At 46.3% G+C, this 23,304-nt stretch carries 13 protein-coding genes and 1 tRNA gene; 2 read left to right on the forward strand and 12 right to left on the reverse strand.

What is annotated here, in order from left to right; translation table 11 throughout:
- Window positions 1-18 precede the first annotated feature (18 nt).
- The 5 genes from SPK40_RS05395 to SPK40_RS05415 all read right to left on the reverse strand — a co-directional run bounded on the left by SPK40_RS05395 (window position 19) and on the right by SPK40_RS05415 (window position 11,570).
- Window positions 19-579: a hypothetical protein gene (locus SPK40_RS05395; RefSeq protein ID WP_330959671.1), complete on the reverse strand. Its 561-nt coding sequence runs from the start codon at window positions 577-579 to the stop codon at window positions 19-21.
- Window positions 572-7,951, reverse strand: coding sequence for an RHS repeat-associated core domain-containing protein (locus tag SPK40_RS05400; protein ID WP_330959672.1), 7,380 nt, complete (start codon window positions 7,949-7,951; stop codon window positions 572-574). Before SPK40_RS05400 ends, SPK40_RS05395 begins: the two co-directional genes overlap by 8 nt.
- On the reverse strand, window positions 7,951-8,286 hold the full coding sequence (locus tag SPK40_RS05405; protein WP_330959673.1) for a hypothetical protein: 336 nt from the start codon (window positions 8,284-8,286) through the stop codon (window positions 7,951-7,953). The genes SPK40_RS05400 and SPK40_RS05405 overlap by 1 nt, the downstream gene beginning before the upstream one ends.
- A gap of 428 nt (window positions 8,287-8,714) precedes the next feature.
- Window positions 8,715-10,409, reverse strand: coding sequence for a bifunctional diguanylate cyclase/phosphodiesterase (locus SPK40_RS05410; protein WP_330959674.1), 1,695 nt, complete (start codon window positions 10,407-10,409; stop codon window positions 8,715-8,717).
- A gap of 273 nt (window positions 10,410-10,682) precedes the next feature.
- Complete coding sequence (locus tag SPK40_RS05415) at window positions 10,683-11,570, reverse strand: LysR family transcriptional regulator (RefSeq protein ID WP_330959675.1); 888 nt, start codon at window positions 11,568-11,570, stop codon at window positions 10,683-10,685.
- 108 nt (window positions 11,571-11,678) lie between these two features.
- Here SPK40_RS05415 and SPK40_RS05420 point away from each other — a divergent pair, with 108 nt between their 5' ends.
- Both SPK40_RS05420 and SPK40_RS05425 read left to right on the forward strand, forming a co-directional pair.
- Window positions 11,679-12,545: an MBL fold metallo-hydrolase gene (locus SPK40_RS05420; RefSeq protein ID WP_330959676.1), complete on the forward strand. Its 867-nt coding sequence runs from the start codon at window positions 11,679-11,681 to the stop codon at window positions 12,543-12,545.
- Between the two features lie 5 nt (window positions 12,546-12,550).
- Window positions 12,551-13,168, forward strand: coding sequence for a DsbA family protein (locus tag SPK40_RS05425; RefSeq protein WP_330959677.1), 618 nt, complete (start codon window positions 12,551-12,553; stop codon window positions 13,166-13,168).
- 85 nt (window positions 13,169-13,253) lie between these two features.
- Here the strand turns inward: SPK40_RS05425 and SPK40_RS05430 are convergent.
- The 7 genes from SPK40_RS05430 to uvrY all read right to left on the reverse strand — a co-directional run bounded on the left by SPK40_RS05430 (window position 13,254) and on the right by uvrY (window position 22,614).
- Window positions 13,254-13,327 (reverse strand) — tRNA-Cys (locus SPK40_RS05430).
- A gap of 199 nt (window positions 13,328-13,526) precedes the next feature.
- Window positions 13,527-14,660: a carboxynorspermidine decarboxylase gene (gene nspC / locus SPK40_RS05435; protein ID WP_248139776.1), complete on the reverse strand. Its 1,134-nt coding sequence runs from the start codon at window positions 14,658-14,660 to the stop codon at window positions 13,527-13,529.
- Between the two features lie 80 nt (window positions 14,661-14,740).
- Window positions 14,741-15,985, reverse strand: coding sequence for a carboxynorspermidine synthase (locus tag SPK40_RS05440; RefSeq protein WP_330959678.1), 1,245 nt, complete (start codon window positions 15,983-15,985; stop codon window positions 14,741-14,743).
- Window positions 15,986-16,054: 69 nt separating this feature from the next.
- Entirely contained in the window at window positions 16,055-18,940 is a 2,886-nt protein-coding gene (locus tag SPK40_RS05445) for a pyridoxal phosphate-dependent class III aminotransferase (RefSeq protein WP_330959679.1), read from the reverse strand.
- A 550-nt stretch (window positions 18,941-19,490) separates the two neighbouring features.
- Window positions 19,491-20,048, reverse strand: coding sequence for a CDP-diacylglycerol--glycerol-3-phosphate 3-phosphatidyltransferase (gene pgsA / locus SPK40_RS05450; RefSeq protein WP_248139773.1), 558 nt, complete (start codon window positions 20,046-20,048; stop codon window positions 19,491-19,493).
- Window positions 20,049-20,134: 86 nt separating this feature from the next.
- Window positions 20,135-21,970 (reverse strand): excinuclease ABC subunit UvrC, encoded by a 1,836-nt coding sequence (gene uvrC / locus SPK40_RS05455; protein ID WP_330959680.1) that lies wholly within the window; start codon window positions 21,968-21,970, stop codon window positions 20,135-20,137.
- On the reverse strand, window positions 21,970-22,614 hold the full coding sequence (gene uvrY / locus SPK40_RS05460; protein ID WP_330959681.1) for a UvrY/SirA/GacA family response regulator transcription factor: 645 nt from the start codon (window positions 22,612-22,614) through the stop codon (window positions 21,970-21,972). Before uvrY ends, uvrC begins: the two co-directional genes overlap by 1 nt.
- Window positions 22,615-23,304: the final 690 nt, after the last annotated feature.

Consider the following 23,304-nt stretch of genomic DNA (forward strand, 5'->3'; position numbering starts at 1 on the left):
TTAAAGACTCCAACTTTACTATTGGAAATTATTAAAAACAATCATCTTACTATCAATTGTTATATAAACAATTGCTATTTTTCCCCCACTGTCATAGATGATAAAATCACTATCTTTCGGGATAATAAGCTCATAATTCCCACTCAGCGCCAACCTAATATGACTTGCAATTTGTTTTAATACATCATCGTTACTAGATTTTGTAACAACCAAATCTAAAAACGACGCCCAATTAAATTCATCGAAGTTACAAAAATAAAACATCTTCTGAAAATCAACAATCCATAAACTGCCAAAATCCTCAACCAGATAAAATTCATTCCCAGCACTTAAAGAAGATTCTAACTTTAACTTTGCTTGTTCATTTATTGGAAGCTGCAATTTCTCCCCTTCAAAAGTAAAACTTTTTAACTTATATCTGTCCCTAACATCTAACAGACTCATCTCAGTCAATTTATCATATTTAACATATTCATTCATTTGCACTCCTATATTAACGGGACAATTACTTGCGGCAATAATGCCGCAAGAAGTTAGGAGTAAAATAAAAGCCAACAGTATTTTAACATTCCTATTCACCACGATACCACCATCTTCTTTCAGCGGAATTTATATACTGCTGTTTATAATTCAATACTAAATGTGTTTTCAGAGAATTTATTGATAAATCACCCAGAAAATTACTGACATTATTCAATGTGCTAATAGTATTAACTCCTCCAGCAAGACCACCAATACCTGATGAAAAACTTAACCGATCCATACTACCTGTAACAGAGAAAAAGATGTCATTATGATCCGTATTACCTGTTAAATTGTTTGCAGCATACTTGTACTGATTTTCTATAGCAAGAGCCGACACATTCATTGATAAATATCTCGATTTTAATGGGGACGTATAGTAATCGGGAAGATCATTCATCGATATAAGCCCATACTGCTCCCCAAAAAAAGCAATAGTTTTTCTACAAAATGACACAGAGATATCACAAGTCATTTGCTGAGCCGTGAAAGTGCTTATCGAAGGATCTCTTGTCCACGCGCGTCTCCATTTATGATGAAGTTCATCATTAAACAACCTCGAAAACGCCCCCGTCACAGCACCATTCTCAAACTTTCCTCCACTTAATCTTGAACCTGTCCCACCTATGACTGCTGCAATTGAAACTCTTCCAAACATAGCCAATCCACTTTCTCCAGGTATCATCGAACTGATGTCTGGCGCAAACGCCTGTGTAACAGCTGCTGACCAGAAACCATCACCAAACTTACCGCCGCTCATCACAGATGAAACCCCTCCTGCAATTCCGTGTACAAGCGTTTTGGCTGTATACCCAATTGCAGAACTAATGTTTGTAAATGTATTACCAATACCTATAAACATTAAACTCGTTAAAAAGGCTGTCATAGCTCCCCTGAAACCGCCTCGTGCATAACCAAACATTGTTGCCATAGCAACACCAGCCATTGGATTTGCCGCTGTTGCTAAAGCAATCAAAGCAATTTGTACAATCGCAACTGCATACTTGTCCATAAATCGGCCAATTTCTTTAAACAATTTCTTAAAGAAATGACCACTTGGGTCGGTATACTTCATCGGGTTGTTCAGCACATAACTATAGCGATTGAACGACTGACTATTGTTCGGTGCCTGAATGAAAGAATCAGCACTGACAAAACGGCCCAGCGTCGCGTCATACATTCGGCCGTTCATGTGGATCAGGTTGACTTCATCAACTTGCTCATGACCGGTATAACCCCGGTTGGTCAGCAATGCCTGCTGAACAAATGTCTGGTCGCTTTCCCAGACAACATCGCGCTCTTTCCCCCAGGCATCAAAGTTTCGGCGATCAACCACATTGCCCCAGATGTCGGTAATCAGATCAGCACTGCCGAGTGCGTCGCTATGGAAGTAACGCAACTGCCTGTCGACAGATGCTTCTGTACCGTTTTTGGTGATTTTCTTGTCGATATTGAGCGCGACCAGTTTGCCGCCAGCACTAATGAACTGCTTGTGTTCAACATCACCGTTACTGTAGTCAATCCGCTCGTAGGCTTTACCCAGATACCAGGTTTTGTCTCCTTGATGATTGGTTTTCAGGAAACGCGCCCTGTCCGGACCATAACTGAAGGCTGCCCAGCGATTGCCGCGGGTAATTTTGGTTGGCTTATTAAAACTGCTCCATTCAAAGACACGACCATCACCTTCCAGCATATTGCCATTCAGATCATAGATATAAGTTCGCTCGCCAGCTTGAGTCACCGCATGAACATGCTGTTTATCCTGATACGCATACTGACCCACACCCGATTTATACGTGATATTGCCATTGACGTCATAGTCAACACGGTAAGTTTTGTTAAACAACGGGTTGTCACGGTTTACGCCCAGTATATCAATGATTTTATTGGTCTTCAGCCGATCCATCGCATCGTAGGTGTATGACTCGGAAATCCCGGTGATCACGTCTTCACGCAGTGTCACGTTGTCCAAAGCATCGTAACGATAGTGCAACAGACGTTTTGCTGTTTTCCCCTGGTGGGTAGAAATATTCTGTAGCTGCCCATTCCCTTCGTTATAGTCGTACTGGTTGAATAAGCCGTTACCATAGGTTTCAGCGGTAATCCGACCTTCAGCATCCAGACTGTTCAGTTTCCAGTAGTAAATCCGGTTCTGATTGATTTGCTTCTCGGTCAGCTCTGCGAGCTGAGCATATTGAATCTGGTTCTGCTCACCCAGGTCCTCATAACGTGATGCCACCAGCATGGTTTGTTTGGTCAGTGTCACCAGTTGCGCCGCTGCAGACGCATACGTTGTTGCCTGCATGCGGGTATGTTCTTCCACATACTCTAAACGCTGGATTTCTGCAGCCAGCTGATTCAGACGCTGGAAGTATTTGCTGACCAGACTGTCGTAAATTTGAGGCATGGATTTGCTGATCCCCAAACGGGTCAGATCGTAAACACCATCATTGTTATAATCACCAAAGAATGCGGTTTCTCCGGTCGCTGTCAGACCTGAGACTTTAGTCGCCCACTCAGACAGGCTGACTTTGCTTAATTGTTCACCAACCAGTTTCAAATGATAAGCCGGTGGTGTGATCACCGGAATGCTGACGTCATTGTGAATCAGAAGAAAAGTATCCGGCACTTCCAGATACAGATCACCTAGTGCATCCCGGTATACCGACAGCGTTTTATGACTGACCTGACTAGAGATATCCGAAGTCCCGCCACTGATATTCTTCACCTGATCCAGCAGCCACTCATATTCCTCACGGCGTTGGCTGTAAGTCACCGCCTGATGTTGCAGCTCTTTCGACTTATGAACATAATCAGATGCTTTCGCCAGTGCCTCCGCCAGCAGCGGTTGAATCACCTGTTTGTATTCTGTGGGACTAAAGTCCAGCTTGAACTGACTTGGCGCACCAGAAACACCAGTCATCACACCAGTGATGGCGTCATATTCATGTTCAAGTGTGAAGTTATTCGGGCGGACATCCTTCACAACCCGGCCAAACTTGTCATACGCAAACTCACGTGTGAACGTATGATCAGCAGTCAAGATTTCCTCTCTGTGCAGTTGACCAAGGCTCGTATAACTCAGTTTCTTTAAGTAACCCGGTGACTCTGAACGAATCAGCGCCCCCTGCCAGGTTTCCCCGCCATGACTGTCGTAATACCATTTACTTTCAGTCAACACACTTTTCGGTTGCTGATTTTCAACAATCCGCTTTTCGTCGATCCGCTTCACCATCCGGTTCAGCGCGTCATATTGCATCGCAACGCTTTGCCCTTTGGCATCCGTTTGTTTCAGCAGATTTCCGAACGCATCGTATTCATAGCGCCAGAAGCCTAAATCAGGATCCTGAGTGGATGTTTTATTCCCGAGGTCATCATAGGTATTGGTAATGACAGCACCACCAGCACCCGTCGCTTTGGCTAGCTTACCTGTCGGTGTGTATTCATTGATGACGCTGGCAGAGAGCGGTTGATCGACCCGGATCACCCATCCTATCGCATTGGTAAAGGTTGTTTTCTTCCGGCCAAGTGCATCCGTTTCAGTCACCGTCATCGGCGCATAAGCATAAGAGGCGTACACATCCCCTTTCCCGGCAGGACCCGGCTCCGAGACAGAGTGAAGACGGCCCAACGCATCATAGGTCGTATTCGAATATTGTGGTGTATCGCCCTGATAATAAGGGCGGCTGACTTTCACAATCTGATTTTTGGTGTTGTAAAAGGTATCTTTCAGGATCCAGCGTTTTCCTCCCACAGCCAGCGTTGCCGACCGCCATTCACGTTGAAACTGATCAAAAAATTGCTTCGCTTCACCACCACCATCAGTTTTAGTCACCACACAGTAAACAGTCTGATTGTTTGGTTTGAGCGAGCTGCACTGAGCATGGCTCGCCGGAAGGTAATCAATGGTTGAATTGCGCTGAGAAGCCGTGCCTTTCAAGGCCTCCGTCTTCACTTCACGACCAAAACTATCGTACTGTGTCGATGCAACTAATCCATTGCTGTCTTTCACGGTGACAAGATCGTTGTAGCGATCAATCGTTTGAATCGACGACTGGCCCAGCGTATTGGTATTCACAACCGTCACAATATCACCGGCGTAAACCGTCTTCACCTGAGATGTGCGCTGAGAAATCCCCTCCCTGCCGGCATACCCGTTCACTTGCGTTGATTCCACCACACCTTCATCATTTCGGTGATATAGCTTCGTCAGTGCAAACGGGCTTCCGGCCGCAGAAACTTCTTTCACCAACAACCCGGTTGCCGCATCATACTCAAACGACGCCTTTCGGACTTCAACGCCTTGTGGCGCTGTATGCGTCACTTCAGATGACATCAAACGGCCTAAGAGCCATTTCGTGGTATCGTTTTGATAAACACTATGCGTTTGTTTCGTGAACGTTTCCTGTGCCAGCGTCACCGGGTTCTTTGCTGTGGTCGACACTGTCACAGTACCCACATTACCAAATTTATCGATGTCATTATTCTCAGTGACCACAGTAGAAACGAGCTGGCCGCTCAGATCATAACTCTGTTCCGTCGTTTTTTTCTGTTCAACTTGGTAAACACGAGCCGTCGTCACTCTGTTCGCTGTTCTCGTTAAGATTTGGTACTGATTACCATTTGATACAGTGCCCGCCTTAGAAATCTCATAGATTGAATTTGAACGCCCTTTAATATGAGGCTTAATTGAATTAATTTCTGCCGAGGACAAACTTCGAACAGTTGCTAAATGTTTTGGATTACCATTTTGATCATATGAATAGGCGCCGGTTTTATTAAATTCATAGTACTCATTTGACGGAATAACGATCGGAATGAAAGCTTCGCCATGAATTGGAATAAATTTATCCGGTGCTTTCAAGTAACTCTTTCCGTTCACCTGATGCAACTCATATCGATTCGTTTCAGCAGCCGACAAAATTTCAACTTTGCCAAATAACGGGCTGAGGCTAACTGTCTCGGCAATCTGCTGATCGTAATGTGATGCAGTCAGAGCAACCGAACTCTCAAACTCAGTTTGACTTTGATTCAATAATACAGATTTATTCCCATAATATTCACGGCTTTCTTTGACCGTACCATTGAATGGAAATTCAGTATTGTAATAGGTTTCACGAACACGAGTGAGTTGGTCATTATTCTTCTCTTTCTGTTGTATCCACTTAAATCCGGAGAAACCATGACCGAGCAAATCATAACTTGCAGAGCCATAGGTGAAATCATAAGTGTTAAATATATTTGTGCCAGCTCCATTTTCGGATTTAAGCTGTTGCACAACATGCATTGGACCGTAAGCATTCAGTTTTGGAAACTTATTATTAAGTTTACGATTATCACCAGGATATAACGCGTCTTTATGATAGACACGGCTATCAAATAAGGTTGTAAAAGAAACAGATGAGTGATGACCCAAACCATTATTTACACCTGAAAATAAGTTCGGTGATGGTTTAATCGTTGTATTTTCGCTACACCGAATATAGCCATTATTTTTATCACCCACATGGCGACAATATTCAACGTTACCATTACTATTCGTATCCCGAAGCCAGTGATGATCTTTATAGCCCCAATCATCAACGCTGAATGTATAATCTACCCAGATATTTTTACCACCCATCGTTGAGCAGCGCATGTAAGTATTATGCTTGTCACCGACAGCTCGACAGTAGTCAGGCTTACCATCTTTATTGAAGTCTACCCACCAACGCTTATCGCTATAACCCCAGTCAACACCCGATACTTCAAAACCAGTCTTTAGCTCACTCACTTTACCAACTGAGCCCAGCGAGCAACGCATTCTGCTATTTGCGCCTGATTTATCGCCTACGGCACGGCAATAATCACTGGCACCATCACCATTAACATCCGTCCACCAACGACGATCATCATAGCCCCAGTCATCGATATGAAAATCTTTTGTGGCGAAAATTCTATCACCATTAAAGAGATCACATCTTAGTGTACCGCCATGACCAGCATCACTTACAGAACGACAATAATCCTGAAAGCCATTCCCATCAACATCACTCCACCAGGTTCTTTTGATGTCACCCCAGTTTGAAATATTGAAATTTTTCTCGTAGAAGGATCGTCCATCTTTATTGATACTGCAACGAAGTAAACTGCCATCACTACGACAAAAATCAACTCTACTGTCACCATTCAGATCAAGCCACCAACGTCTTTCCCGATCCGTTCCCCAATTTCCTATGTACATTGAAAAATGATCAAGACCATTTGCAGACAGATTTAGACAATGCAAATTATTTTTTTCAAGTTGGCAGTATTCTGTTTTACCATCATTATTAACATCCAACCACCAGCTTTCACTCGCATCTTTATACTTAAACGGATGAGCCAATGTTTTGCCGTTACCCAGATTACATATAAGCTGCTTGGCATGAAAACCAAATGGGTCATCAGTTGTACTTCGGTAAAACTTCTGACAGTAATCGAGCTTTTTATCTGCATCCACATCGACCCAGGCACCTTCTGATAATCCATTAGATGACCATCTCTGCATTGTGATTGCTATTGATTCATTTAAGCGGAATGCAGTATTGTTTTTCCAGTGAAAACTCGTTTTCGGCAAACACTCACTATTACGATTACAGTATTGAACTGCTGTGAGACGTGCGGGTGTGTTTGTTTTAAAATCATCGCCAGTGTATGTCAATTGATAATAGTTTTTCAGCTTCCCATTAACTGAGACAGTGACTTTATTCAGTTTTTCATATTGACTCTTAACTTTGCCATTAACTTTCGCAAGCACACCATTTTGGACAGAACTTGTGAGATTCTGATAAGCAAAATCAATACTGAAGACATCATAAGTAATTTTGTGAATCAGATTGTTCGCAGTATATCTGTACTGAATGATATTTTTGTTATTCGTATCGGTGGATTCAGTCAGTAACCAGGCAGATTTTTCAGCGTCATTTGTATAGGTTAATACATCACCAGACTTAGTTTTGACGACAAATTTACTGCTGCTACCTAATGTATCTCCAACAAGCGTGATCTGACTGTACTGATCAATTTCCGTTTGATAACGCGATCCACTCCGTCCCCGCTGACCAGACACGGATATCAGGCGTGAGCCGTCCAGACAGAAATTATCCTCATATGTATAATTCGGGGAACGCGCAAAACCATCCGTGCCAAAGGTTGAACCGCATCGCGTAATCACACTTAATCCAGATAAGGAAAAGCCAGGGCCTAACGAACTGTATCCTGCTCCTTGGCTGCTATAAGAAATCGTCAGCTGGGGCGTGTTTCCACCGCGCCCTTCGGGCAATTGCAACGGAATTTGATACATCGCCGCACCTGAATCCACCAAAAGCTCACCGGGTAAAGTTCCGACCGTCGTGGCGTATGAAACAGAGGTAAATAGCGTGAGAAAAGCCAACATGAACTGACGCATTATTCTTCCTTATTCAAATATTGTTGTAATGAGGAAATTTCTTCATTCAGTTGATTGAGATCATAATCATCTTTTTCTTGCGGAGTTGAGGTCTGCTCTTCTTGCAGCATGATTTGTTCATCCTGGAGAACAAGCTTTCTTAACTGCTTTACACTGACCTGAGAATTGAGCTTATCAACCGTATAATCTTCGCTGACCAATCCTTGCTCAGAGAAACTGACTTCAGTCTGCTGCTTAGTTGCAGCATCTGTTGTCTTCTCCATCTGCCAGAGAAAATAGTTGCCAACGACCAGCATTAGGACGACAGAGAATGTAACACTGATTATTTTTTTCATATGAATATGTGATTTGGGCAAAAAATACCGCCAATTTTTTGGCGAACAAGATATTAGTTCCAGAAATGAAGAGGATAATGGAATAGAAAGGTTTTAACCAGAATATTCTAATATTCATTGTCTAATATGGTTATTCGCCACTCACAGATGGCAAATAGCTCAATATATTTCGACATGACATATAGAATAAAAAGTAGTTGGTATCATTGTTAAACATGATCATCATGTCTTCCGGTTAGGAAAAAATCGGATTTACACAGCTCATGATTTTAGTATTTCTGAAAGGTGAAGCAGACCAGCAGCTCAAGCACCTAAATTTCAACATAGACACAACATCTGTTCAGCTTGCAGAGGTGAAGCTAAACAGATGTCGTATGAAGTCATTGAGAGGAGTAAAGCAAAATAAGTAGTGGACGGAAAAAACAGTATCAGTTTCTTCTCAAATCAAGCAGCTTCTCCCCGACCATGGGACGATAGAAATGATAGCCTTGCATGAAATCAACACCAGCTTCTCTGACTAATTCTGCCTGGGCATGCTCTTCGATGCCTTCAGCAACGACTGTGATCCCCTTCTCACGACACATAGCGACCAGGAATTTGACATAGGAATAGACAGACGAATCTTCCGCCATTTTATTCACAATGCACCGGTCCAGCTTGAGTTGAGTAAAAGGAATAGAAAAGAAGGTATTTAAAGAAGAATAACCTGAGCCAAAATCATCTAATGAAATTGAAAAGCCCAGTTTATTGAGAGTCAGCAGCTGCTCGACAGCAAACATGTTGGTTTCCAAAACTGCCGATTCAGTCACTTCAACACTCAGATCTCCCGGGGACAACTGATACTGTTCCACAATCGACAAAAACTGCTGAACAAAGTCGGCCTGCATTAATTGAATCACAGAAATATTCACCGACACCTTGATGTCATGCTGATGCTCTTTACGATACTGAGCAATATAAGAACAGGCCAAATGCAGTACATGATAGCCAAGCGGAATGATTTCCTGATTTGCTTCAGCAATCCCGATAAATTCACCCGGATTAATTTCGCCGTGTGAAGCACTATTCCAGCGTAGTAAGGACTCGACACTCATGATTTTCCCAGTCGATGCGCAAACAATGGGCTGGAACATCAAATAGAACTCGTTGTCCTGAATTGATTTCTCGATACCGGTTTCCAGAAAAAGGTGTCGCTCAATGGCCCGCTGTTCATCATCCGCATAAAATGCAATCCGTGAGTCACGCTCCTGGCCATATCGCATAATCAACATGGATTTGTATAAAACCGATTCTTCATCTTCAGCAACAAAGGGGTCATCCGGCAATTGATAAACACCGGCATTTAATTTTTGAATTGCCATATGATGTACAGTGCGGAAGCGCTGATCAAACAAGGTGATGACTTTATTAATTGTCTTGCACAGGAAATCTTTCTCAAGGTTGCCCTTCAGCATGACTACAAATTCATCAGAATACGTCCGATAGATCAGATTCGTCTCTGTAAAGACTTCAGCAATTGTCTCGGCACACAACTGTATTAAACGATTGGCGGCCTGAAAGCCAAAAACTTCGACAAACTGACAAAACTTCGTCAGTCCGAAAGTAACAATGGCGCACGAGACTTCCTTCGTCTGCATCGTTTTCAACTGCTCAACCAATTGACGCCGATTCCCTAAGCCGGTCAGCGAATCATGGTAAGCCAGTTGATAGAGTTTTTCATCGTGCAGTTTTTTCTCAGTGATATCTTTGTGTGAACCAACCAGATATTGCAGCTCACCGTGTTCGTTCGTCTTGAGTACGCCGATGGCTTCAATCCATCGATACTCATTCTGCCGATTCCGGATACGATATTGAGAAGACACATGACTGATTTTCTCCGTCACCTGCTGATTCACATTCTTTTTGAATTGTTCAACATCATCAGGGTGAATAATCGCCAGCCACTCATGAAGCGGGGAGCCATCTAAAGTCACGTCAAATTTTTCGTAGAAACGCGTGTTATAGAATTTCACAACGTTTCCCGGGGTCATTTCCCACAGGCCTTCACTGCCCGCATCAAAAATTTCTAATAATAGATCCTGATTTACAGCTAATAAATTGATGTCGACAATACCTGTTTTCACGCCGTACCCAGCTCACTGACCCGATGAAAAAGTGAGCGCATAATATACCACATGGCGATATCCAATAAACATATCAACAAAGCGAATATGTGCTTTAGCAATCAAAACAGTGATAAAAATTGGTTTTTCCTCATAAGCTAACGTATGAAGCTATTGACACAAAATTTCACGGAACATATGACTTATACTTTCTCATCAATCATCAGGATTCAGCGTCTGTGTCTCTGATTTTGTTCAATTTTATTTACATCACTTTCAGGAAAGAGCCTCTGTTCACCACTTGATCCCTTCAAAAAACTGCGCCAGATGGTCAATCAGCCCCCTGACTGCAGGGAGCAAATATTCTCGTGATGGATACAAAGCATAAATCGACATGGACTTAGGCGCCCAATCACTCAGCACCGCGCTCAGACGCCCCTCTGCGAGCTCATCGACGACCAGGTAGGCTGGCTGCATACTTACTCCAGCACCTGCAAGCGCGGCTGATTTCAGCACCGTCGCTTCGTTTGACACAAACCGGCACTGGACCTCAACAGACTCAGTCATCCCGTCTTTTGTTAAATGCCAGACATGCTGCTCGAAACTACGATTACCAAGACATTGCTGCTGTGACAGATCACCGGGCGAAAGGATTGCCGAAGCACTGGCCAGATATTCCGGCGAAGCGACCAGCACGGAGTCACACCGTGCAATGGGTTTACCAATTAAAGAAGGATCCGGTGCCATCGCAATCCGGATTGCCAGATCAAAGCGTTCTGCAATTAAGTCTGTTGTCTGATCCCGGACATCGACTTCGACAGAAACCTCAGGATGTTTCACCAGAAATGCCTGTAGCGCTGTTGCCATTTGCGCATGGCCAAAGGACATACTGGTTGTCAGCCGGATATGCCCCGAAAGACTGTCAGTGGGCTGAAGCGTCACGGCGATCTGCTCGGCCTGCTCAACCCAGTGCTTCATTTCTTTCAGGCAAAGCTGTCCGGCTGTGGTCAGCGCCACTTTACGTGTCGTGCGCTGCAACAACCGGGCTTTCATCCATGCCTCCATCGTGGCGATATAACGGGTCACCATCGAACGGGAAATCTCCAGCCGTTCTGCCGTTGCAGTAAAACTTTCTGTGGTCGCGACATCAATAAACACTTTTGCTGCGGTCAGTCTGTCCATTCATTTGTCCGATTTAAGAAACAATGTTGTTGAAGATTGATTCTATATCCAATCGAATGAGATCGCTATGATGCTTGCCATTCCCAATGACATTATCTGGAGCAAACAATGAAAAAGACTTTTTTAATGGCAGCATCTCTCGTAGCCCTTTCAACTGCAACTCTGGCTGAAGCCGCACCGCTATCGACTCAGGTTTACAATGCCGACGGCAACAGCTTCCATGTGAATGCCACGCTGGTTTACGGTGAGCATGATGCCCTGCTGGTTGATACGGGTTTCACCCGTGCCGATGCCATGCGAATTGCTGCGATGGTGCTCGACAGCGGTAAAACGCTGAAAACCATTTTCATCAGCCAGGCTGACCCGGATTACTACTTTGGTGCTCAGGTTCTGAAAGCACAGTTTCCTGAAGCGCGTCTGATCACCACACCTGCAGTCCGTGAAGTCATCAAAGAGAAAATGGCAGGCAAACTGGCATTCTGGACACCAAAAATGGGTGAGAACGCACCGGTTAAAACCCTGCTGCCTGAGGCTTATGAGAAAACCACGCTGACTGTTGATGGGGAAACCGTTGAAATTCGTGACACCTCTGGTGCACTGGCACACCGTCCTTATCTGTGGATCCCGTCCAGTAAAACAGTACTCGGAAATGTTGCGGTATATGGCAATGTTCACCTGTGGATGGCAGACGCTCAATCTCAGACTGAGCAATCCGCCTGGACACAACAGCTGGAATCCATGAAGGCTCTGAAGCCTCAGACGGTCATTCCGGGTCATATGAAAGCCGGTACGCCGATGACCGCTGAAAACATCCAGTTTTCCCTGAATTACCTCAAGGCATTCCAGCAAACTGTGAAAGCCAGTGACAACAGTCAGCAGGTGATCAGCAAAATGGAAAAACGTTATCCGGATGCCGGTCTGCCAATGGCGCTGAGTATCGGTGCTCAGGTTCACATGGGAGAAATGAAATGGTAAGCGCAATGACCAAAGTTCATTACTTTTTCGATCCTCTCTGCGGTTGGTGCTTCGGCGCCAGCCCCCTGATTGACCATCTGGTACAGCGTGATGACATCCAGCTGAACCTGCACCCCGGCGGCCTCTTCGACAGCCGGGAGCTGAGTCCGGAAACCCGCCAGCATTTTCTGGAAAGTGATCAGAAAATTCATTCGATGAGCGGGGTTGAATTTGGCGCAGCCTATCAGGCGAAGATGCGTGATGCTGACAGCGTCGTGCTTGATTCCATGCTGCCTATTCGTGCCATTCTTGCGGCTGCACAGAGCGGATACTCCGCCACAGAGATGCTCAAACGTATTCAGCTGGCCCATTACCAGCAGGGAAAAACTGTACACAGCGTTGAAGCATTAAATTCTCTGGCTGCTGACATGGGGATCCCTGCGGACACCTGGAACGAGATATTTGCTCAGACAGATGAACAACCAGAAATTGCCAGCACCACCAGCCTGATGATGAAACAGCATTTGCGCGGCTATCCGTCGATGACGGTTGAAATTGACGGCCAATGGATCAGTGTTCCGGTACAGTCTTACTTTGGCAATCTGAAAGCCTGGGAGACGTTTTGGAATCAGCTTTCACGGTAAGTCAGGATCAAAAAAAGCCAGCTTTAAAAGCTGGCTTTTTGTCTGACTCGCAGAACCAAAGCGAACGCATCACTCTGGTGAAATATGGAGGCGCGTCCCGGAGTCGAACCGAGGTCCACGGATTTGCAATCCGCTGCATAGCCACTCTGCCAACGCGCCATTTTGTGAGACCGCTTCATGTGCTGCGGTACGGGTGCTAATTTACTGATTTTCAGATTTGAGTCAAACAAAAATTGTCATTTTTATTTCAGTTGATTAAATTTTCATTCAACCAGTCAAAATGTGCACCAAACTTGATTTGAAGTAGATAAAATAAGGGCCGGTCATCGACCAGCCCAAAATTTATATCTGTCGGAAATTACGCGACTGACCACTGAGACAGTGAACGTTTGAAGTCTTCGTAACCGAATTCATTCAGCTTCTGAACCTCGCCATTGGCACGCTGGCAATAAATCGACGGCATTTTCAGGCCATTGAACCAGTTCAGTTTCACCATGGTGTACCCGGCGCTGTCCATGATGTGCAGACGCTGGCCAATTTCCAGCGGCTGATCAAACTGAGTCACACAGAACTGATCACCGGCCAGGCATGAACAGCTGCCAATCACATAACGGTGATCACCCTGCTCGCTGGCGCCGCGGATAGTTGCCGGCTCATTATAAATCAGCGTATCCAGACGGTGTGCTTCAGTCGCACTGTCGACAATCGCAGTTTTCAGCTCATTTTCAACGATATCGACCACAGTCACGACCAGATCGGTGGTTTGTGTGATGATGGCTTCGCCCGGCTCCAGATACAGCTGAACGTCATGTTTCTCAGAAAACGCTTTCAGGGCAGCCGCCAGTTTCTCGACATCGTAGCCCGGCCAGGTGAAGAATACGCCACCGCCCAGACTCACCCATTTCAGTTGATCCAGGTAAGGACCAAACTGCTCAGAAATTGCATCCAGCAGACGGATGAAGGCGTCAACATCTTTGTTCTCACAGTTCATGTGGAACATCACGCCATCAAGGTTACTGAATACGTCAGGGTTAATGTGATCAAACTGAACACCAAGACGTGAGAACTGACGAGCCGGATCCGCCAGATCCTGACCTGCATAGCTCACACCCGGGTTCAGACGCAGACCCAGCTCAGCTTTACCTTCCACCAAATGGCGGTAGGCAGCCAGTTGATTCTGCGAGTTAAAGATCATTTTGTCGCAGATATCCGCCACTTCTTTCACGTCATCTTCGCTGTAACCCACGCTGTACGCATGCGTTTCACCACCGAAGGTGTCGTAACCCAGCCTCACTTCAAACGGACCGCTGCTGGTCGTGCCGTCCAGGTACGGCTTGATGATGTCAAACACGCCCCAGGTGGAGAAACATTTCAGAGCCAGCACCAGCTTAGCGCCAGACAGTTCTTTCAGTTTTTTTGCGATTTCAAGATTGCGGATCAGTTTGGTCTCATCAATCATGAAATACGGTGTTTTCAATTCCGGATGCTGCATAATCTTCACTTCTATTTAAAGAAGCCGATGTCGTTTCCGACACCGGCTTAATACTCATCAAATGAAATTCACAACCGTGATTATTTCAGGATGTTGATTTGTGGCTGACGAGGATCAAGTTCCTGAACATGCCAGTCCAGACCGATTTCAGGCATCGTTTCCAGGAATGGGTCCGGATTCAGCTGCTCCATGTTGAAGACGCCCGCATCCGCCCACTTTCCGCGGAAATACTGCAGCGCAGCTGTAATTGCAGGTACACCCGTGGTGTAAGCAATTGCCTGATGCTCAACATCTTTGTAAGCCACTTCGTGATCAGCGTTGTTATAGATGAACACGCTGCGTGGTTCGCCGGATTTGGTGCCCTGAACCCAGGTACCGATACAGGTTTTACCTGTGTAGCCCGGTGCCAGCGTCGTTGGATCCGGCAGCAGTGCTTTCAGCACTTTCAATGGCTCAACGACAGTACCGTCACCCAGCGTCACCGGATCCGGACTCAGCAGGCCGATGTCGCGCATACAGTTAAAGTAGTTCAGGTAACGGTCACCAAAGCCCATCCAGAATTCAATGCGTTTCGCCGGGATGAACTCTTTCATGGAACGCACTTCATCGTGTGCCATGGAGTAAACTTTGTGGCTGCCCACCAGCGGGAAATCGAATTCCATCATCCGGGTGTGGCATGGCACTTGTTTCCACTCACCTTCTTCCCAGTAAAAGGAGTCGCCCTGAATTTCCAGCATATTGGTTTCAGGATCGAAGTTGGTCGCAAATTTCTTACCGTGGTCACCCGCGTTGACATCCATCACATCGATAGAGTCAATCTCATCGAACAGATGCTTCACTGCATACGCAGCAAAAACGCTGACAACACCCGGATCAAAACCGGCGCCCAGAATACCTGTGATACCTGCGTCTTTGAATTTCTCACGGAAAGCCCACTGAGGGTCATAGGCTTCCGGCACCTGCTGGCCTTCGCTGCACAGGTCTACCGCAACTGAGGTATCAAGATATGACACTTTGGCCTGATAACAGGCTTCCATGATTGCAACGTTCACCCAAGGAGGACCAGCGTTAATCACCAGATCGGGCTGAACCTCTTTGATCAGTGCCACAAGGGCATCGACATCGTCCGCATCCACAGCACGCGCTTCAAGCTTCTTGCTTGAATCTTTCATGTTGTTGCGACCCTTGATGGATTCAATGATCTGTTCGCACTTGTTCACAGTACGCGAAGCGATAGTAATATCACCTAACACATCATTGTTTTGAGCAGCTTTATGGGCAATAACCCAGCCAACACCCCCAGCACCGATTTGTAAAATTGCCATTTCAATAATTCCGTCTTCTTCAGATAAATCATTGGCTTGCCCCAGCCCCACTGAGGCAAGCCACGTAGATCAGTCAACCAGTGAACAAGCAAGCTGGTTAACGTCATTCAGCAGATTCTCAAAGTCCGCCATGGTCAGGCATGGATTGAGAATCGTTAATTTGAGTGCGATTTTGCCATCAACAACCGTTTCACCCAAGACTGCAACACCTTTCACCAGTGCCTCAAAACGCAGTTTTTTGTTCAACTGGTCCAGATCCGCATCTTTCGCACCAGCATAGCGGAACAGTACCGTCGACAGCGCAGGATCAGCCAGCAGCTCGAACTCCTCAGACTGGTTCACCAGATCGGCAACCTGTTGCGTCTGTCCCAGCAGGTGATCATACATTGCACCCAGTGCCTGTGTACCCACAGCTTGCATGGTCATCAGCACTTTCAAAGCATCAAAACGCTTCGTGGTTGCAATCGACTTGTCGACCAGGTTTGGTACTACGTCGTCTTCGCGGTTCAGGTAATCCGCATGGTGCAGCAGATACTTGAAGTTACTCTTGTCTTTGATGATCACTGCGCCACAGCTGATTGGCTGATAGAACAGTTTGTGGAAGTCCACACTGATCGAATCCGCACGCTCAATGCCGTGCAGGCGCGTTTTGTGACGGCTCAGAATCAGCGCACCGCCGTAAGCACCGTCAACATGCAGCCACATGCTGTGCTGCGCCGCGATATCTGCCAGACCGTCCAGATCATCAATCGCACCGTGGTCTGTGGTACCAGCAGTACCCACAACCGCGAATGGCATCAGGCCGTCACGTTTCAGTTCATCAATACGTGTCACCAGTGAAGCCAGTTTGATGGTGCCGTCCGGATGCGTGTCTACGGTTTCCACCGCATGCTCACCCAGTCCCATCAGAGACGCTGACTTCTGTACGGTGAAGTGAGATTTCTTCGAGCACAGAATACGCATCTTACCGGCATACTCAGGCAGACCTTGCTTCTGGATGTTGTGACCCGACTGATTATCTGCAAACCAGTCACGTGCCAGCAACAGGCCCATCAAGTTACTTTGTGTCCCGCCGCTGGTGAAAACACCATCCGCATCTTTGCTGTAACCGTATACGCCGCACAGCCAGTCGACGACTTTCTGTTCAACGAAAGTTGCCGCCGTCGACTGATCCCATGAATCCATCGACTGATTCAGCGCCGCGATAAAGGCTTCTGCTGCAACCGCAGGAACCAGTGGTGGCGTGTGCAGGTGCGCAATGCAGTTCGGGTGCTGAACCATGATTGAGTTCTTGGCAATCAGCTCACCCGCCTGATCAATCACCGCTTCAAGAGGCAGTTGCTGATCTGTCAGTTCAATATTGTTAATCAGGCTTTTCAGAACCTGTGGCTCCATACCTGAGTATGGTGCTGTTGTGCTTTCGAAGACTTGCTTCAGCACTTTCGTTGTCTGGTTCAGAGCCGCTTCAAACTGATCCGCACCACCTTCGCCGGTGTGGATAAAGAATGAACGCCACTTGTCAGCGTCGCTGGCTGCAGAGGCTTCAACCACTTTCGCAGGACCTGCAGTCGCGATGATCGCTTTGCTCAGTGCATCCAGTGCGAAGTCAATTTGCTCAAAAGTAATGATCAATGGTGGCAGGAAACGCAGTACAGAACCCTGACGGCCGCCTTTCTCAATGATCAGACCGCGCTCCAGCGCAGCACGCTGAATTTGCAGCGTCAGTTGCGGATCTGCTTCCGGCTCGCCGAATTTGTTTTTCTTGCCTGCCTTGACAATCTCAAGACCCAGCATCAAACCTTTACCACGAACTTCGCCGATGCAATCAACGTAAGACGCAATGCGCTCAAGACCTTCACGCAGGTACTGACCGGCAACGCGTGCGTGCTCAACCAGGTTGTCACGCTGAATAATTTCCAGAGCTTTGGCACCTGTCGCCATCGCCAGCTGGTTACCACGGAAAGTACCGGTATGCTCACCCGGACGCCAGGTATCTACAGACTTATCGAAAATCAGCAGAGACATTGGCAGACCGCCACCGACTGCTTTAGACAAGCACAGGATATCCGGTGTAATACCAGACTCTTCAAAGGCAAAATTGTAACCGGTTTTACCGATACCACACTGAATTTCATCGAAAATCAGTAAAATGCCATGTTCTTTAGTGATTCGGCGCAGTTCGCGCAGCCAGAATGCTGGCGCAGGAATCACACCACCTTCGCCCTGGACCGGCTCAACAATAATGGCCGCTGGTTTCTGCACGCCGCTTTCGTCGTCATGCAGCATACGCTCCAGATAGCGCAGAGTTTGTTTGGCACCTTCATCGCCACCCATACCAAACGGACAGCGCAGGCTGTAAGGGAATGGTGCAAAGTGAACGTCTGCCATCAGACCCTGACGGCGAGCTTTGGTGTTCAGGTTACCCATCATCGCCATCGTGCCGTTGGTCATTCCGTGGTATGCACCATGGAAAGCCATCATCACGTTACGGCCTGTGGTTTGTTTAGCCAGCTTAATCGCGGCTTCAACGGCATCAGCACCAGAAGGGCCACAGAACTGAATCCTCGCATTGGCTGCGAACTCATCCGGCAGGAAGTTCATCACTTCTTTGATGAACTTGTCTTTCACTGGTGTTGTGATATCCAGCGTCTGATACGGAATCCCCGCATTCAACTGATCAATAATTGCCTGGTTAATCTCAGGGTGGTTATAACCCAGAACCAGCGTACCTGCACCGGCCAGGCAGTCCAGATAGACCTGACCTCGGCTGTCTTCAACCAATAGACCTGTTGCCTTTTTAATTGCAAGTGGCAGGCGACGTGGGTACGAACGCACTTCAGACTCATAATGCTCCTGACTGAGCAGCAGCTCATCCGGGGTCAGGTCATAAATGTCATGAACAACAGGAACATTGGACGCATGCTTGACATCGTCTAAATCAAACACATTACTCATTGGTATTTAATCCAAAATAGTGAAGTCCACCTAAGGTGGTACTTTTGAGTATAAAAGACATTGATAAGTCAAAGACTTACCGGGAACGCGTAACACAGCGCGCAACTAATCAGCACAGCAATGAAGATTGCTGTTCATTAATAGCGGGCAGCTGAGACAAGGTGATCGGACGATCAAGGTTCAGTAATAATACTGCAATTGGGTAAGACAAAGCTGATTCGGGTCAGAGACGTTAAAATATTCACAGTTGGGTTCCTTAATTGATGCGCTTGCTCAACTGCGCAAGACAGCATGATTAATGCCCTTCTACTGACAGCGCCAATCGCCGGCAGTACCTACGGATCGTCAACATGCAATCAGCCTGAATTCATGGTGACGGATGTGTCTCAGATATGTTTCCCCCTGAGATTGCGCGAAAAATAACATACTGGGCTTTTCATTGCCAAGCAGAATTTATGATTGATTAAAAAAATTCATTCTCATCTTACATTTTCAAACAAAACAAAAGCGGCCGGGGCCGCTTTTGTGTCAAATCCAGGTGATTGTTCTGTCACATATTGTCAGGATGGAGCAAATCACCTTTTGCTGCTTTCAAGTACAAGTACATCGACCAGTAAGTCAAAATCGTTGCAATGTAGAGGGCAACAAAGCCGATTGTTTCAAGGAATGAGTTGGGGTGCCATAACAGCATAACCAAAGCGAACATCTGCGCGGCCGTCTTCACCTTGCCCACCCAGGACACAGAGATGCTGGAGCGTTTACCCAGTTCAGCCATCCATTCCCGCAGTGCTGAAATGATGATCTCCCGGCCAATCATCGTCATTGCCGGAATCGACACCCAGACGGAATGATAATTTTCTGTCACCAGCACCAAAGCAGTTGCAACCATCACCTTGTCTGCAACCGGATCAATAAATGCGCCGAAACGGGAAGTCTGGTTCAGTTTACGGGCCAGATAACCGTCAAACCAGTCGGTAATCCCGGCGATTGTAAAAATAAGAGCCGTTGCAAAGGGTGACCATTCGTAAGGCAGGTAAAAGGTAATCACGAAAAATGGGATGAGCACCAGCCTGACAAAGCTCAGGATATTTGGAATTGTTAAGCGCATACTGTTCGTTCTTATGTTATCGGAATAAGCCTGTTTACCATCGACAGCCTTCTCTCTGGTAAACAGACTCTAAGGGTGCCGCAAAGCTAGCTGTGTTGCAATGCGTCATAAATTTTTTCCGCCAGAGATCGGCTGATTCCCGGCACTTTTTCTATTTCTTCCCTGCTTGCGCGTTTCAGCTCCTGCAGTCCCCCCATGTATTTCAGCAACGACTGACGGCGCTTCGGTCCGATACCCTCGATATCTTCAAGTGTACTGCGTTTACGCACTTTGCCCCGCTGCGCTCGGTGACCACTGATAGCATGGTCATGGCTTTCATCGCGGATGTGCTGAATCAGATGCAGTGCAGGTGAATCACTGGGTAAAGAAAACTCTTCTCCCGTCACCAGTAACAGCGTTTCCAGTCCCGGTTTGCGTGTTGTTCCCTTAGCAACCCCGACCAGCAAAGGACGTTTCGGCCAGTCGCCGGTCAAAGGACTGACAACATCATGCGCCCGGGACAGCTGCCCTTTACCACCGTCGATAAAAATAATATCTGGGATTTTATCCGGATCCAGCTGCTTGCCATAACGACGATTCAGTGCCTGCCCCATGGCCGCATAATCATCCCCGCCCGTGATGCCGGTAATATTGAATCGCCGGTATTCTTGTCTGACCGGACCTTCCTGATTGAACACCACGCAGGAAGCCACTGTTTTTTCTCCCATGGTATGGCTAATGTCAAAACATTCCATCCGGGAAAGTGAATCCAGTCCCAAGGTTTCACGCAGTTCTGTGACACGCTGATGCACTGTCATTTTATGATTGAGCTGACTGGTTAACGCGGTCAGCGCGTTTGTCTGTGCCAGTTTCAGGTAACGGGCACGATAACTCCGGGCCTGTGAACGCAGTTCAACCTTACGTCCAGCCACTTCTGAAAGCGCAGCAGACATACTGGCCTGCTCATCGCCCAGAGATTCACCCAGTAAAATCACAGAAGGAATCACTCTTCCCTCTGCCTGATTGAAATAATACTGACTGATAAAACTGGTGATCACCTCTGTGATATCCGTATCCGCCGGCATCCGGGGAAAATAGCTTCTGCTGCCCAGTACTTTACCCTGCCGGATGAACAGCGCATGAATACAGGCGATGCCTTTATCCTGGGCAATACCAATGACATCAAGATCGTCTTCGCTGTCCTGGCTGACAAACTGCTGTTCCTGTACACGACGCAATGCCTGAATTTGATCCCGGTACCGCGCAGCCTTCTCAAACGCCAATTGTGAACTTGCCACTTCCATTTTCTCGACCAGTGCATTAATCACCTGGCGATCTTTCCCTTGCAGAAACAAGCGTACAAAGTTGACCTGCTCTGCGTATTCTTCATCGCTGACCAGACCTTTCACACAAGGCCCCAGACAACGACCAATCTGGTACATCAGGCAAGGTCGGCTGCGGTTGGCATAAACCGAGTCTTCACACTGACGAATCGGGAAAACTTTCTGAAGAAGATGAAGGCTTTGTCGGACAGCGCCAGAATCCGGGTAAGGTCCGAAATATTCCCCTTTACGCTTTTTCGCTCCGCGATGAACAGACAATCTGGGATGATGTTGACCGCTCAGGAAAATATAAGGGTAAGATTTGTCATCTCGCAGCAATACATTGTATTTGGGCAAATACTGCTTGATGTAATTGTGCTCAAGGATCAGTGCTTCGGTTTCGGTGTGCGTCACCGTGACGTCAATCTTGCAGATATTACGGACCAGCGCGCGTGTTTTTTCGCTGGAAACCTGAACACGAAAGTAACTCGACAACCGTTTTTTCAGGTCTTTCGCTTTCCCCACATATATCACTTCCCCAGCCTGGTCGTACATCCGATATACGCCAGGTTGGTTTGTTACTGTTTTCAGAAAGCTTTTTGCATCAAAAGTGTCGGACACTACAACGTCTCTGTGTCTAGCATTCCATGACGAATTGCGAGATGAGTCAGTTCAACATCACCACTGATATCCAGCTTATTAAATAAGCGGTAGCGGTAACTGTTCACTGTTTTCGGGCTCAGATTTAATTGCTCTGAAATTTCAGTCACCTTCTGACCCTTGGTGATCATCATCATGATTTGTAACTCGCGCTCAGACAGAGCCTTAAACGGATTCTCCGAGTTTGAAGCAAATTGACTCAAAGCCATTTGCTGCGCAATTTCCGGCGAAATATAACGCTGGCCGCTGTTCACCGTACGGATGGCATTCACCATCTCATCGGCACCTGCACCTTTGGTCAGATAACCACAAGCTCCGGCCTGCATCACTTTAGTCGGGAACGGGTTTTCTGTATGGACAGTCAGAACAATAATCTTCACATCAGGATTGAATCGAAGAATTTTGCGTGTCGCTTCCAGTCCACCAATGCCAGGCATGTTCATATCCATGAGGATAATGTCGGCATGTTCATTTCGACACCATTTTACGGCGTCTTCACCACTGATGGCTTCCCCTACCACTTTAATACCACGGACATCTTCCAGAAGACGTCGGATCCCTGTGCGAACCAGTTCGTGATCATCTACAAGGAATACATTAATCAAGCTGTATCTCCAATTATGATTTGGCTCTGCACCCTGCCGGAATTGGCGGGATAACTTTTGCTGATAGTACCCAATTTTGCCTGAACTTGGAATCTCCCGACAAAGTGTTTATGTGTTTGAGTACAAGTTTCACTCAATGCCATCGGCCACAATTACATCAGGAAACTTCCGCTTTTAACCTGTTAAGTCAAAAATTTACCGGGACAGTTACATATGAAGCAGTGCAGAATATTATTCATTATTACCAAGCTGTTATAATCTACAAAATAAAAAAATGCCACTCCCATATTCATTCATCATGTTTATCATTGCTTGATAAATTATCCATTCTGACACTGTGGTCTTAGCAAAAGCCAAAGAAACCCACGAGAGCGACTGACCCACCATATGACACACCAAGCATAAATCGCTTACAACTGATGTCTAAAGGGCATTATTTCAGACCTGTACTTCTAAACTTCAGTTTAGCTCAGCCACTTTGGCAGCAATGGCCTGCACCCGCAAAAAAGCTTTTCAGATCACAGAGTATCTACTTTATTTAAGATCCTGTCACGAACCGAAACAAACCTTTATAAATCAATCAATTAAAACTTGAACACCAACTACATCTCAAACATTCACAGCAACATTTTCCACCAACTGAGGCTAATATTTATAGAGATTCTGACTGTTTTATTGATAACAACAATA

Source organism: Photobacterium sp. 53610, from assembly GCF_036409375.1.
Classification (GTDB): domain Bacteria; phylum Pseudomonadota; class Gammaproteobacteria; order Enterobacterales; family Vibrionaceae; genus Photobacterium.